Annotated in this window: 11 protein-coding genes; 3 read left to right on the top strand and 8 right to left on the bottom strand. The window is 63.5% G+C overall.

Going from position 1 to position 13374, the window contains the following annotated elements; translation table 11 throughout:
- Positions 1 to 252 precede the first annotated feature (252 nt).
- A complete protein-coding gene (locus ACXAJT_RS23055) occupies positions 253 to 636 on the top strand; it encodes a hypothetical protein (RefSeq protein WP_475239689.1) in 384 nt (127 codons plus the stop codon).
- A gap of 233 nt (positions 637 to 869) precedes the next feature.
- Here the strand turns inward: ACXAJT_RS23055 and ACXAJT_RS23050 are convergent, their stop codons facing one another.
- Together ACXAJT_RS23050 and ACXAJT_RS23045 are read right to left on the bottom strand one after the other, a co-directional pair.
- Positions 870 to 1850, bottom strand: a complete 981-nt coding sequence (locus ACXAJT_RS23050) for a murein L,D-transpeptidase catalytic domain-containing protein (RefSeq protein WP_475239686.1) — start codon at positions 1848 to 1850, stop codon at positions 870 to 872.
- A gap of 72 nt (positions 1851 to 1922) precedes the next feature.
- Positions 1923 to 2243 (bottom strand): hypothetical protein, encoded by a 321-nt coding sequence (locus ACXAJT_RS23045; RefSeq protein ID WP_475239683.1) that lies wholly within the window; start codon positions 2241 to 2243, stop codon positions 1923 to 1925.
- A 123-nt stretch (positions 2244 to 2366) separates the two neighbouring features.
- On the opposite strand from ACXAJT_RS23045, the gene ACXAJT_RS23040 reads away from it, so the two are divergent.
- Both ACXAJT_RS23040 and ACXAJT_RS23035 read left to right on the top strand, forming a co-directional pair.
- Positions 2367 to 2540 carry a hypothetical protein gene (locus ACXAJT_RS23040; protein ID WP_475239680.1) on the top strand — a complete coding sequence of 58 codons (174 nt, stop codon included), beginning with the start codon at positions 2367 to 2369 and terminating at the stop codon, positions 2538 to 2540.
- A gap of 261 nt (positions 2541 to 2801) precedes the next feature.
- Positions 2802 to 4142, top strand: coding sequence for a metal-dependent hydrolase family protein (locus tag ACXAJT_RS23035; protein ID WP_475239677.1), 1341 nt, complete (start codon positions 2802 to 2804; stop codon positions 4140 to 4142).
- Between the two features lie 746 nt (positions 4143 to 4888).
- Here the strand turns inward: ACXAJT_RS23035 and ACXAJT_RS23030 are convergent.
- From ACXAJT_RS23030 to ACXAJT_RS23005, 6 genes are all read right to left on the bottom strand, one after another.
- The gene (locus ACXAJT_RS23030; protein ID WP_475239674.1) at positions 4889 to 5020 is read right to left on the bottom strand and encodes a hypothetical protein; all 132 of its coding nucleotides are present in this window, start codon (positions 5018 to 5020) and stop codon (positions 4889 to 4891) included.
- Positions 5021 to 5341: 321 nt separating this feature from the next.
- Complete coding sequence (locus tag ACXAJT_RS23025; RefSeq protein WP_475239671.1) at positions 5342 to 6784, bottom strand: hypothetical protein; 1443 nt, start codon at positions 6782 to 6784, stop codon at positions 5342 to 5344.
- Complete coding sequence (locus ACXAJT_RS23020; RefSeq protein ID WP_475239668.1) at positions 6781 to 7854, bottom strand: family 8 glycosyl hydrolase; 1074 nt, start codon at positions 7852 to 7854, stop codon at positions 6781 to 6783. The genes ACXAJT_RS23025 and ACXAJT_RS23020 overlap by 4 nt, the downstream gene beginning before the upstream one ends.
- Positions 7851 to 10073 carry a cellulose biosynthesis cyclic di-GMP-binding regulatory protein BcsB gene (locus ACXAJT_RS23015; protein WP_475239665.1) on the bottom strand — a complete coding sequence of 741 codons (2223 nt, stop codon included), beginning with the start codon at positions 10071 to 10073 and terminating at the stop codon, positions 7851 to 7853. The genes ACXAJT_RS23020 and ACXAJT_RS23015 overlap by 4 nt, the downstream gene beginning before the upstream one ends.
- Positions 10074 to 10077: 4 nt before the next feature.
- A complete protein-coding gene (bcsA, locus tag ACXAJT_RS23010) occupies positions 10078 to 12498 on the bottom strand; it encodes a UDP-forming cellulose synthase catalytic subunit (RefSeq protein WP_475239662.1) in 2421 nt (806 codons plus the stop codon).
- Positions 12495 to 13244, bottom strand: a complete 750-nt coding sequence (locus ACXAJT_RS23005) for a hypothetical protein (protein ID WP_475239660.1) — start codon at positions 13242 to 13244, stop codon at positions 12495 to 12497. Before ACXAJT_RS23005 ends, bcsA begins: the two co-directional genes overlap by 4 nt.
- Between the last annotated feature and the right edge of the window lie 130 nt (positions 13245 to 13374).

The raw sequence follows: 13374 nt of genomic DNA, 5'->3' as shown, positions 1-13374 counted from the left end.
GACGGATCCATCGGTTGACAGCGGATCATGGGCATGCGCGCGGTTCGGGAGGAGGAGTGAGGCGCGCGAACGCTTGCTATCTATAAGCTCTCATCTGGACCGCAACGTGCGGCTTACGAATTTCATCATCCCGACATGAATTCCGCCGCGTAAGCGCCCATTATTGCGTAATTATTGTGCGGCGCCGGTGTGGAAAGCGCGGTTTAAGAACCGCGTGGTAGGGTGCAGTCCGTAAGACGTAGAGGCGGTGCCATGACGGGGATGCGGGGCGCAGAAGACAAATTCGAGAGCGCACGGAAGTTGAGGCGCGCGAATACGGTCGTCACGGGCGCGAGCTTGGTACTCTCGATCGTCATGGGTATCGTCGCGATCACGGCACCGGTCGGTGGCAAGATCATCTATGGCGTCTGCACCGCTTGTATGGTCGCGCTCTCGCTCAGTGGCTGCATCAGGAGACAGCGGATTAACCGGAAAATTCGACATCTGGAGAATGACGCCTTCCAGAGGACTTCAGTAGCCTCCGATCCGGCAGGTCAGCAGAAGTCGGTCCTGAAATTTGGCGGTGTAACCGTCCAAGGCGGCATGGTCTCTTCTATCAAAGCTGGGCATGCGTCTGCTGCAGAGCGGACTTGCTGAGCCGTCGGTTGTCCACGCCCGAGCAGATGGGTACCTAGGGGGCACGACGCTGAGATGCGTTTGCGAGTTTTCCGAGGGTCTTCTCCTCCTCCCTGGACCCTGGAAATTGGCGGCGACCCTTTCTCCTCCTCCCTGGGGTCGCCGCCGCTACTCTCTCACTTGGTAATAGTTGGATTTGGCCACAGACGGCATCAGGCTCCCTGGGCTCAGATTGCGCGATCCCGGCCAAAGCGTCATTTGCAGATTGGAAGGTCTCGCGGCGGACTGTCCGGTAGTGACTGGCGCCAGTTGTTGATGACCGGCTGTAGTGCCTGTTTTGGCCAGAACTTGGGAGCTCCGATTGCGCTCAAGCATGACGCGTTCCAATAAAGGCCGGCCTTCGAAACGGAAGCACCTGTGCTCACCGCGTTGGCCACGGCATCGATGTCGCGTCCTTCGGGGTAGATGTAGAGAGTGGTCGGTTCCCCATCTACGAGCTTCACGATGTCTTCAGAGACTGCTGGCGACCAAGTTGTGCATCCGTTGCTGCGGCCCCCGGTGTAGTTCACCAAATTCCCGTAGGGGACATAGCCTTCTTCGTTGGCGTTCGGACTCTCGGGTTTCTTGAGGCGGCATTGCCACTTTACAAAGACCGCGGGATGCCCGCCGATGGCGCGTTCTCTGGCGTTTTCAGTCTCCCCATCACCGTCGAACAGCAAGAACGTGCGGTAGAAAGGAACCTTAGTTCCAGAGCGCGTGATGTAGCCTTTAAAAGAGGTCCGCGTTTCAGCGGTTGTGTAGGCGCCGCCCATGGTCAACTTAGAGCCCTCGGCGTTGCTGAAGTTCTTCGCGCACTCTCGGCCATTCGAGAAATCAGCGTTTCTGAGCCTTCGTCCGTTGCCATAGCCGGACGACACCGCCCGGAATGATTTGTCGGCTTCGCAGATGACGTAGAACCGGCTTCCCGGCTCGCCAGTGGGCGCAGTGCTCGGCCGTGTTGCGTCCATAGCGAGGTAGCATGGGTTGCTCACTTTGCCGGTCTCGCGGTTCTTCAGATAGAGCGCGCGGGCCCGCTCAAGGACGACTGGAGCGATCTCGCCCTCGCCGGTCCCAATATGTTCTTGGAGCCAGACCGGGATATCCGCAGCAGGAGCTGCAGCTTGACTTGCGAGAGGTACCCACAGCGCGATCACGATCTTGCCGAGCAAGGATCGAAGCAGCGAATTCTTCAACAACGACGTAGCCTCCAGTCAGAAGAGGATTTCAGACTACAGTACAGGTGCTGCCCGCTCACCTTGCAACACTTTCTACGCCTTTTGGGGTTCAGGCTCTTCCTTAGCTTCGGGGTTTGTGTAGCCGCTGGGATCGAACTCATCGACATCATAGGCTTCGTCGCCCTCAGAGATGCCGCTTACGAAGGTCGTGCCAGTATCCTCATCGTAGACGAGGCCATAGTTTGCGCGGCCCTCAGACTTGTAACGGCGATATTCGTGGATGCCTGCATAGACAAAGCAGAGTGCGAATGGCGTTATGATAAGGGTGGCGAGAAATTGAGCGTCCACAGTTGCTCCCTTGTGGTCGAAGCGGCGCTCTAGCTTTGTGGTCGTCGGCGCCGCGAGGTCCTGCATAGGAGTCTAACACGTGCGGCTGGGGATGGTTCAAGGTTCTTGCCAGCGCGTCATCGGTTGCGGATCCGCGCGGAGCCCTTAGTTTAGCGCGAACCCGCTAGCTCCTGTCCCAGAAAGCCTCCCATGTCCGATCTTGAAAATGCCCTCATCGTGCACGTCTTCGGTGAGACCGACTACGTGTCGTTCGTGCGCAATGCAGCAAATTTCCCAGAAGCAGTGGCTGCCCAGCGGAGATGGTGTGGCGCGTATCCGTCCGGTACCAACTTAAGTGCGTTCGTCTTCCCGAATGCCCAGTAGGGTGGAGCGGACCTTCATGCCAACAACATTGGACGAACAATGAGCGGATCCTCCAGCTCTTCTCTGCAGTGCAGGATTTTGCACAAAAGGCGCTCGCGTGTTGCGCATGCCCAACCAGCTATAAATGGGTATCTGCCCCGGCAAAAGGCCTGGAAAGACGGCGTTACATGCTGGTGTGCCCGGATGTGTTGACCTGAATCATTATTGAAATGAGGATATCTTGCTTAGAGTGAATTGGATTCTCGCGGAGGAGCGCTTTCCATGAACTCAGCCATTCGCATTTCATCCTTGGCGTTGCTGGCCTCCTTGGTATCATTGCCAACACTGGCGCAAGATCAGGTCCCGATCTTGATCACCAACGTCAACGTCTTTGACGGCGTCAACGAGGCGCTGATCGAGGACGCAAATGTCGTCGTGACCGGCAACCTCATTACAGAGATCTCGACCGAGGACCTTTCCGTTGCCGGTGGCACGGTGATCGACGGCGGCGGGCGCACCATGATCCCCGGCCTGATAGATGTGCATTGGCACACATCCTATTGCTGCGCAGCGCAAAGCACCGTTGTCACCGGTGATATTCTCGAGGTTGCCATCCGCGGCGCGATCGGTTCCGAGGCGACACTGATGCGTGGCTTTACCACTGTGCGCGACGTCGGCGGCAACCCGTTTGCCACCAAGAAGATGATCGACGCAGGCGAGATTCCCGGTCCTCGCATTCTCCCATCCGGCCCACCTATCGGCCAGACTGGCGGCCATTTCGACTATCGCCCCTACCAGGCGGTACCCACCAACCCGGCGGACTCGCAATGGTACTGGTATGGCGTCGGACTGATGGCGATGGCTGACGGGGTGCCTGAGGTGACCAAGCGCACTCGGGAGGTGATGCGTATGGGCGCGTCGCAGATCAAGATCTCAGGTGGCGGCGGCGTATCCTCTGTCTATGATCCGCTCGACGTGCGGCAGTATACGCTCGACGAACTGAAGGCCTTTGTCGAGGTCGCGGACACGTACAACACCTATGTCGCCTCGCATCTTTTCACCGACGAGGCCGTTCAGCTCGCAATTGAAGCCGGTGTGAAATCGGTCGAGCATGGCTTTCTTGTCAGTCGCGAAACGATGGAAATGATGCGCGACAATGAGGTGTGGCTGTCGATACAGCCGCTGCTCGACGATGAGGACGGCTTCACGTTTGATGATCCGTTCAGTCAGGCCAAATGGGTGGCAGTCACCAACGGCACCGACAAGGCCTTTAAGACAGCCAAAGAGGTCGGCGTAAAGGTCGCGTTCGGCACCGACATCCTGTTCGATCCGGCCCTGGCCGAGCGGCAGGGCGCATTTCTCGCCAAGTTGCAGCAATGGTATCGGCCTTACGAGGTCCTGAAGATGGCAACCTCGACCAATGCTGAACTACTTGAGCTGGCCGGGCCGCGCCATCCCTACCAAGAGGGGCCCTTGGGCGTTCTGGAACCGGGTGCCTACGCCGACTTGATCCTTGTCGACGGCAACCCGCTGGAGGACATCGATCTCGTCGCTGATCCGCACGCGAATTTCGACCTGATCATGAAAGACGGCGTGATCTACAAGAACGGAATCGACGAGTGATCGCGGGGCCGGGAGAGACGCGGGCGCATCAGATGTCCTAGCCACTCGATCTGCGGATGCTCCTGCGTTTGCAATGGGTTTTTGCCGCGCTTGCTGTCGGCTTCCTGATTGCGAGTGCTGCGCGGGAAGCGATTGCGGGCGCGCCATGGTCAAAGCCGACGTCTGCGGATGGACCAGGTTGGCCGCTGGAATTGACCACCTGCGGGCTTTCAGAGGAAGAAAGCCTATGCCCAGACGCCACCGAAGCCATAGTACCGAATTCAAGCGCCAGGTCGTTGCCGGTTTCGATGATGTCGCAGTGGTGGGTGAGGCGATCCTGCAGCCATGGTGCCTGGCGACAGCCTCAAACGGCAGGTGACGGTGGCTGTCGAGGGGCTCGCGCCGATGTTCCTGCCAGCGCTTCTGGGGCCAGTCGAGCTGCCGGGGGTTGCCGCATATCCGGACGAGCCTCGCCTGTCCGAGCAAGATGATCGCGGCACGCTCAGCGGCCCCCGGGCCGAAAGCGTGACCTATCTCGCCGAGCCAGGGGGTGGGGGAGATAGGTCACGCTCGACTGGTTCAACACTGATGACGGCGTGGTGAAGAAGACGGCCTCCGCCGAGGGTCTGGAGCTGAAGATCGACGGCCGCCGCCGGGGCGCAGCGCGCCTCTCGATCCCCGCGGGGCATCGCGCTGCTGGCGCTGGCGCTTGTCCAGCACATCGCTGGAAGGCATCGCAAAGTGCCTTATAGCGCTTGCGTGGCTACTTAGGCAGAGCTGCTCAGGAAGCTGATGACGGTCACCAAGATTGCGGCTCCGATGATGAGTTCGAAGGCCTGGGCACGGATCCAGCGGCGGGATTTTTGCCGTGCGGCGCGTTCGATTTCGAGCTGGCTCATGGTGTTGTCCTCCGGGTCTTCCTGTATTTGTGAGCAGGGCCTTTGCTGTCCCGCTCTGAAGACATGGATACCGCGCTGCATTGCCGAGGAGCAGCCCCGCGCCGGGCTAGATCAGGGCGAAAAGGGAGGCACTGGATAGCGCGGACGGAGCGGGCCCGGCCCGCGGGTATCTCGAACCTATCCTTTAGGATTAGTGTTCGGAGAGGCCCCGGGCCGCAGACTGGCCGGTTTCGCGCGCTGAGGTAGGCTGGCAGGTGTCATATGACGCGCAGCTCTCTCGGCCGAGGCGCTTCCGGACGAGCGTGCGCCCGTGCTTGGCATTCAGCGCAGGGCCTCGGACAGAGCACGACGCGAGGTCGGCGTAGCCATCTGATCGTGAAGCCTCTGGAATTCGGCGCGGGCCTGTGCCTTGTGCCCCGAGTTCAGGTAAGCGTAGCCGCGCAGCAGTGCGAGATCACGGCGCACTACGCCGGTGACGCGCTCGAGTTCGTCGAAATAAGCAATGGCGCGACCGTAGTCTTGGCGGTTGTAAGCCGCGACGCCACGCTTGTCGAGAATCTGGCTTTCAATCTCTAGCCGCTGGTCCGGGGTGAAATGCGTCGCCGCCGCGACGCCCGCGGCTTCGTCCACCATGTTTAGTTGCAGCATGACCAGCGCCTGCCCATAGCGAGCATCGCGGCGGCCCTGCGCGGATGGCGCGCGGCTGGCGGCATGGGAGAAATCTGAAAGCGCCTGCATGGGCCGGTCTGCGTTGAGCGCGCACCAGCCGCGCTGCGCAACGGTCTCGGGATTGCGCGCGGTGGCGGTAGCGGCTAGGCAGCTGGCCCAATCGCCGCGTTCGGCGGCGCCGCGCGCCTGCGACAGCTCGGCAGAGGCGGGCGCGGTGCGGCTGGTTGGTGCCGGCGACTGCAGCGCTGCGGCGCGCTGCGGCCGGCCCACCGGGCGCAGGCTGACGGCCGGGGGGACCCCCGCCGCTCCGGGCGCGCGCGGCGCGATCTCGAGCGGGGTCAGGGTATCGAGCGGGCGCGCGCCGGTCTCGGCCTGCGCCTGCGCCAGCATCCCGGCGCGGAGCCTGTCCTCAACCGCGGTCAAACGGACGGCGGCGGCGGGGGCCTGTTCGCGGGTGAGATCGGCGAGCCGCTCTAGCTGCGCGAGGCTGGCGATATCCGCGGCTTTCTCCAGCGTCGCGACAAGGATGTCGGGGTCGGAGCAGCTGCGGGTGATGCCGGTGTAGACCCCCAGTGCCGAGGTGACATCCCCGATGGACTGGTATTGCTCGGCCAGCAGCCAGGCGTTGTTGACCCGCTCGCAGCGCAGCAGGGCGGCGTTGTTGCGCGAGATGCGGATGGCGACGTCGGGGTTGTTCGCGGCGACCGCGGCATCGAAACTGGCTTGCGCCTCGGAGAGCGCCAGGGTTTCCAGCAGCTCGGCTGACGGGGCCCAATTGGGGTACTCCCGGCTGAGGTCTCCGATGCTCCCGCGCGCGGCTTCGAATTCCCCGGCTTCGACCTGTCGGTAAATTCTATCGATCATGTCGCTGGGCACGTTACGCTCAAGCTGGCCAAGGTCGTCCGGCACGACCCAGTCGGGGTATTGCAGCTGCAGCCGGCGGATCTCCGAGGTGACCGCCTGCTGATTATTCTCGGACATGTAGAAGCGCAGCGCCTGAAGGTCGGCGTCGGTGGGGGTCTGCGACAGCGCCGGTGCGCCGGTTAGGCAGTAGGCAGCGACGAGCGAAAGACCTATGTGTCTGAGGCTGCTCATATAGGGATACACATCGGCGAGGCTTCGATCTGGGCGATCATGCTAAAGAGTTGCAGCGTTCCCGGATAGTAGGGCGATCCGGTGGAGAAGGGCGGGATCTGCGATCCGACGCTCTGCCGCACGGTGCATTTGGCGAGCGCCGAAATCGCCTTGTAGCCCGGATCGTCGCTGGTCGAGAGCGCGCGCCCGGTCTCGCGGTCGATGACCGTGGCGACCAGGCCCGGGGCGACCTGCTCCTGTGCCTCGGCGTAGCGGTATACGGCGGGGTGATCGCGCAGCCCGGACCAGATCAGGTAGAGCGGCAGGCGCATAGCCTCGTAGCCGGAGTCGAACGAGTAGCCCTCGGCGGCGCGGAGGCCGCTGGGTGTCACCTCGACCCAATCGGGCACAACGCCGTCCTGCGCCAGCGTCCGGGCCACCTCGACGGCCCCGCGGGCAGCCTGTGCGAGGACCGGTGCATCGAGGTCGGTGGCGAGCTCGGTCATGGCCAGCGGCATGGCGTAGCATGGGTTGTATATGAAGCCGGTGTCGGTCTCGAACCCCTGGGCGCCGGGGATCAGCAGCGGATCAAAGCCGTCGCCGCCGGGATGCGGTGCGATGCAGGATGACACGATATCGGCGACGATGAGCCGCGCTGTCTCGCGGTACTCGGGGACGTTGAACCGGCGCGCGCCGCGCAGCAGTGCCCAGGCCCGGAAGAGATCGCCGTCGCTCGCGTTGTTGAGGTCGGGCACCTTAACCGGATCATCGGGGAACCAGCGCCAGGCCATCAGGTTGTCCGATCGGATGGCGAGGTTCAGCCGCGCCCACGTCTCCATGCGGTCGAAGGAGCGCTGGTCTCCGAGGGTCGCCGCCAGCAGCATGCCATATCCTTGGCCCTCGGAGTGGCTGGAGCTACGCTGCAGCTGATCGACGACCCGGCCGGTCGCATCTAGGTTCGAGGACCGCCACGCTAGCCAGACATCTTCCAGCTTCGCCTCCAGCCCGAGGCCCTGGGCCGCAACCTCCGGGGCAGCGCCATTCAGCGCGGCCAGGGCTGCAAATCCCGAAAGCAAACTGCGCCGGTTCATCTCTTTCTCCGTCGGCTCACGATCAGCAGTCCCATTGCAGACAATGCGCAGCCGATGGCGAGCAGAAAAAGGGGGGCGATGTACCTTCCTGGCGAGAGTGTAACATAGTTGCCGACAACGGCGCGGGCATTCCGCAGGGTCAGCGGCTCCAGCAGACTGAGCGGGTGGTTGGCCGATCTCCAGACCTGCCACTTGCCGTCGAAGCCGAACAGCGAGACCTGACCCTTGGGCCCTTCCGAGCGATCATGCATGTCCACCAGCGAAGCAACTAGCCGCTCGTAATCGGTGTTGGGACGCACCACTAGCCACAGATCCTCGGGGGTCTCCATGCTCGGCTGGATCAGCATCGCCTCGGCGGAGCGGTCCAGCAGCCAGCTGTCGAGATCGGATTCGGGGCCGCGCCAGAGCGAGGCGATCTTGCCCTTCAGTTCGCGCAGCCGACCGATGGCCTCGCGGCGGTCGACGAAGACCCGCCACCAGCCTCGCTGATCGACGGTGGCCCAAGGGTCCGGGCCTTGTCCGGTGGGCGCCGGGGCCGAAAGCAGCACCTCCTCGAGCATCGAGACGTTCTTGCTGACAATATCGCCGGGAATGCTCGACAGGTCGGCGGGGATCCCAATCCGGATGCTGCCGATCCGGGGCAGATCGTTCTGCGCCGCGCCGCGCTCGTCCGGCGCGTAGACCGAGGCGATCTGCGGCAGCAGGCCGATGGGCAGGCTGCGCTGCGCCGCCTCGCTCATGGAAATCCGCGAGACGTCGAGCGAGGCGAGGGTGCGGTCGATCCGCGGCAGGGTCATGCTCGGACTTACGGGGACATCGAGCCGGGTGGTGTCGAAGACCTGGAAGATCGGCTCGGATCTGGGCACGCAGGCAGCATCGGCCGGATCGCCTGGCACGAGCGCCTCGAAACTCAGTTCGTTCACCCCGGGCTGCAACTTGCTGGCAGCGAAAGGAATTTGCAGCGGTTCAAGCCGCCGTCCGGCCTGCGCGGGATCATCCAGCGGCAGCAGGCGCACGGTCTCGCCGTTCAGTTTCACCAGCAGCAGCGAGCCCGTGGGCAGATCCTCTGCAAAGGCATAGTCCAGCCGCAGGCGCGCTTCCTGCGATGCCAAGACCAGCCAATCCCACGGTAGCCTGAAGGACACCGATTGGTTGATGTAATGCCCGCGCCCCTCGAGCGTGCCGACGCCGAGATCAGACAGGGTCTGCGGCGCACCGGGGGTCGCTTCGGGCAGGGTCTTCTCGTAGCGCAATTCACCAAGCGCGCCAGTCAGCAGCGCCTCGATCTTCTCTGCCTCACCGCTGTTGGTGAGCAGCACGATGGCGCCGTCGCCGCCGTGGCGAAACGCCGGCAGGTCGGGCACCGCGTATTGGTCGGGCAGGGCGGTCACCCGCGCCAGCGTGGTGCCGGGCGGGGCCACGGAATAGTAGTCGTCGACGGTGATCTCCGGCGGCAGCCCGCCGAATAGGCTTTCGATCCGCGCCACTGAAGGCGAGGCATTGATCACCTGTGCGTAGTTGGCGTTCGCCAGCTCGAAATTTCCGCCCTGACCGAGTTGCGCAGCGATGGCGGCCATAAAGCCCAGCGGGTCTGGGCCAAGATCTGACCGCGGCACCGTGATGCCGCTTCGGTGCGCGATGATATCCGTCCAGAGCCCAAACGAAGCATCCGGCCCGCAGAGCACACGGTGGACCTGTTCGAGGCGTAACTCCACAAGGTTGCGCCCGGCCTTCAGCACCCCGTCGGGAACCGCGAGCGGTGCCGTGCCCGCCGCCGAGAAGTTGTCGAGCCGGATGGTGCCGATCTCGGTGCCGTTGACCATGACCGTGGCATGCGAACGCTCGGGCAGCAGGTTAATCGAGCTCAGCGTCGACACCTCCAGCATCGCGCCGTCAATCTGCCGCGGCAGGAACAGCCAGAAGCCCTCCGCAGGGTATTCGCCCTGCATACGGTGGCCGGCGGTCTCGCCGTCCTGCGGGTTGCGCGGACGCAGCGGCAGTAGCACCTCGCTGGCCTGCTCGCTTTCGCCGAGGGTCGGTCCGGCGGCAGTATCGGGGGCGGGCTCGCCCGGGCTTCCGGGGTGCGGGCGCAGCGGGGTATCGCGTGAGGTCCCGTTGGGCGGGAACGCCTCGAGCTGAATTTGCTGCGCGCCGGTCCAGCAGGTCTGCAACGCGAGGGCGGGAAGGATCGCCAAGATCAGTCGTCTGGTCGCATGCATGGCGCTACTCCTCGACCCTGAGGTAGTCGTCGGGCTGCGCGGCAATCACCGGAACCGTCACCGCACCGGTTTCTGGGACAGCCGCCCTCTCGGTGGTCCTTGCGGACGCTGTGAAGGCATCCTCGAACAGAGTTTCATCGGCCTCGGGCTCGCCGCTGCGCCGCGTCAGCTCGCTCGCGAAGTCGAAGACGGTGCGCGGCAGGGCGATCGCACTCTTGGCCAGAACATATAGCAGACCGGCGACCAGCGTGCTGCTCCGCGAGTGCAACTTGCGGAAGAACTGCCACCTGCGGCTATCGCCGTAGACCACATGGGCCGTCAGCCGTGCTGCCTGTACCATCTGCTCCGGTGCGACCCTGAGTTCGATCATGGTGCCGTCGACCCCCGCGCGGACCTCGGAGACGGTCAGCGGCAGGGCGGTTTCGAGCTCGGGGGCCTTTGGCAGGCTCGGGTAGAGCGTGACCTTGGCGCCGATCTGTTCGGCGCTCCAAGCCTCATGCGCGGGGTTATTGACCTGCAGCTGGAAGCGCTCGGGGTTGGCGGAAACGATCGCCACCTGGTCCTCGCGCGGCGCTTCCGGGGCGCCATGTTCGGTGCTGAGGTTGCCGGTAGGATCGGCAGTAAGATTGGCGCTGCCGGCGGGTTCGGTCCGGGTGATCCGCCCCGAGGCGGAAACCGCTGTGCGCGGCCGCAGCAGCCGGCGCGGGCGCTCGAAGACCGCGCGCAGGGCGAAGGCCGCCAGCACAAAATTGTACAGCGCCCAGGCCCCGACGATCTGCACGACAGACCGGTCGCCAGGGAAGGCGTACCAGCGGTAGGCCCCTGCGGCGAGCCCCGCCAGCAGCAGCAGCACCAGCAGCGTGAGCGGCCGGTAGATCGGCGACAGAAACGCATGCTCGAGGCTGCCGTCCTTGGCGGTCACCTTGAAAGTCGCCGCGCGCGGGCGCAGCACGGTCTCGACCAGCGCTTTGAGCAGATAGGGGGTCTGCGCGATTTCGTAGACCTCGGAAATCTGCGGCCATCGCACCTCGGAGAACAGCGCATTTTGCACCATAAAGCCGATCAGCAGGTAGGGCAGGATGTAGACGAAAACCTCTTCTGGCTCGACGACGAAAATCTCGAGGCCGAAGAACAGGTAGAACAGCGGGCTGAGCAAAAAGACCGTACGGACCAGTGGGAACAGCCAGAAACTCATGGAATTGAGGTAGCACAGCCGCTGTGGCAGCGAGAGCCCGCTGCGGAAGATCGGGTTCTTGAGGATCAGCATCTGGATCATGCCCGTCGCCCAGCGGCCGCGCTGCTGGATGAACGAGGCGAAGGTCTCGGGTTGCAGACCCGCGATCATGGCGTGATCGAGATACATGCTCTCCCAGCCGCGGGCGTGGATGTCGAGCGCGGTTTCGGCGTCCTCGGTGATGGTCTCACCCGAGATGCCGCCGACCTCGTCGAGCACCCGGCGCCGCAACAGCGCGGCCGACCCGCAGAAGAACGCGCCGCCCAGCCGGTCGAGCCCGCGGTGAATTTCGGAATAGAACATCTCGTTCTCCGAGGGGCAGTTCTCCGGGAGGGCGAGGTTGCGCTCGATCGGGTCGCGGTTGGTGAAGAAGTGCGGGGTCTGCACGAGAAACAGCCGCGGGCGTTCGGCGAAGTATCCGACGGTCCGCGCAAGGAAATCCGGCGTCGGCACGTGGTCCGCATCGAGGATCAGCACAAGCTCTCCGCTGACCTTTTGCATGGCGGCATTGAGGTTGCCAGCCTTGGCGTGCTCGTTCTTTGCACGAGTGGTATAGACCACGCCGAGCTCGCGGCAGAGCGCCTGCAGGTTTGCCCGGCGCGCCTGCGCCTTCTCAGAAATCGCCGGATCGCTATGGGCGCAGCGCTGATCGGTGCCGCCGTCATCGCAGAGCACGACGGTCTTCTTGTCGTCGGGGTACGAGATGCGTTTGGCCGCGGCCAGCGTGACCGCCAGCAGCTCGGGGCTCTCGTCGTAGCTCGGCACAAGGATATCGACCGTCGGCACGTCGCTGAGCTTGATCGGCGCGGGCCGCGGGTGGGAGACCGGATCGGCGGTGATCAGCGCGGTGAGAAAGAACAGCCCGACGGTGAAAGTCTCCGCTCCGAACAAGATCAGCGCCGCGATCAGCGAGACCGGATCGTCCAGCGACGGCAGCGTCTCGAAGGCGCGCCAGAGCCAGTAGCGCAGCACGAACACACCGGCGATCGACATCACTATGAAGCGGATCGAGATCCGCGTGCCCACCAAGGGTTTCAGTGCGTAGATCAGCACACAGGAGATCAGCGCCAGCAGGCCCTGCGTGCTGACCGAGATCGGTACCGAGGCCAGAAACAGCAACGGCACGGTAAGAACCACCCAAACTCCGAACAGCAGGAGCGAGCTGGCAGGCTGCGCATTAGATGACTTCATGGAAGTGGCCCCGCCAGTGGGGAAAGCATTTCTGGGGCAGCGACGGGAGCAAGCGGACTTGCGGCAAATCCGACCGCTGCTGGCCCGATTGGGGCCAGCGCCTCTTCCTCGCTGCCATGGAGACAGTTGCGGAGCATCATGTCCATGGCCGGCGTGCCGCGCAGTACGGTGCGGCTAGTGGCCTCGAGGCGGCGGAACGCCAGCACGCAGTTGAGCCCGGCATTGTTGGTCCATCGCGCCCAGCTCATCATGCCGAGGGCATCCTCGGAGGTGCGGAACGTCAGTTCCTCGAAGCGCTCAAAGGGAGGCGGTGTGCCCTGCGCCGAGGCCAGCAGATCGGCCGGACGGAAGCGTCCGCCAAGCGAGAGCGGCGAGCGCTCGGACTGCAGCAGAACGAAATTTTCACCGGGCATGGCAGTCAGGTTGGGCAGCAGAATGCGCTGCTCGGTGACAGAGCGGTAGCGGCGCTCCAGCACCATCTGGGCCTCGGGCACCGAGATCCACGCACTCGAAAGCGGTTGATATTGGTAGGGCGCGCGGTCAAGCCGCGCTTGAAACTCGGTGTAGCTGAGCGGAAAGCTGGCACAGGCCGCAAGCAAAAGGCATGGAAGCCCTAGCAAGAGGAGACGAGTCACTTGGGCGACATTTGCGGCCAATTTACTGTTCTGACAGGGCATTAACGTGGAAACCAAATCTAGCATCAAGCGCTTGTAACTAGCCTGAGGGAAACCAGCATCGAGTGCCATAGGCGAAGTCTTGCCGCATGACCATGCGTTGCGGTTTTGATACGCGCAACAAAACGTGAAGCCTCTGCCTCTTCGTGTTGCTTGCCGTCGTCGCCGCTTGAGCGATGGGTCCGCAGATTCAACCGCTGGC

It is taken from the genome of Salipiger sp. ABF4_146 (assembly GCF_056161345.1).
Note: the sequence above shows the minus strand (reverse complement) of the source record. Positions and strands in the feature narration are given on the sequence as shown.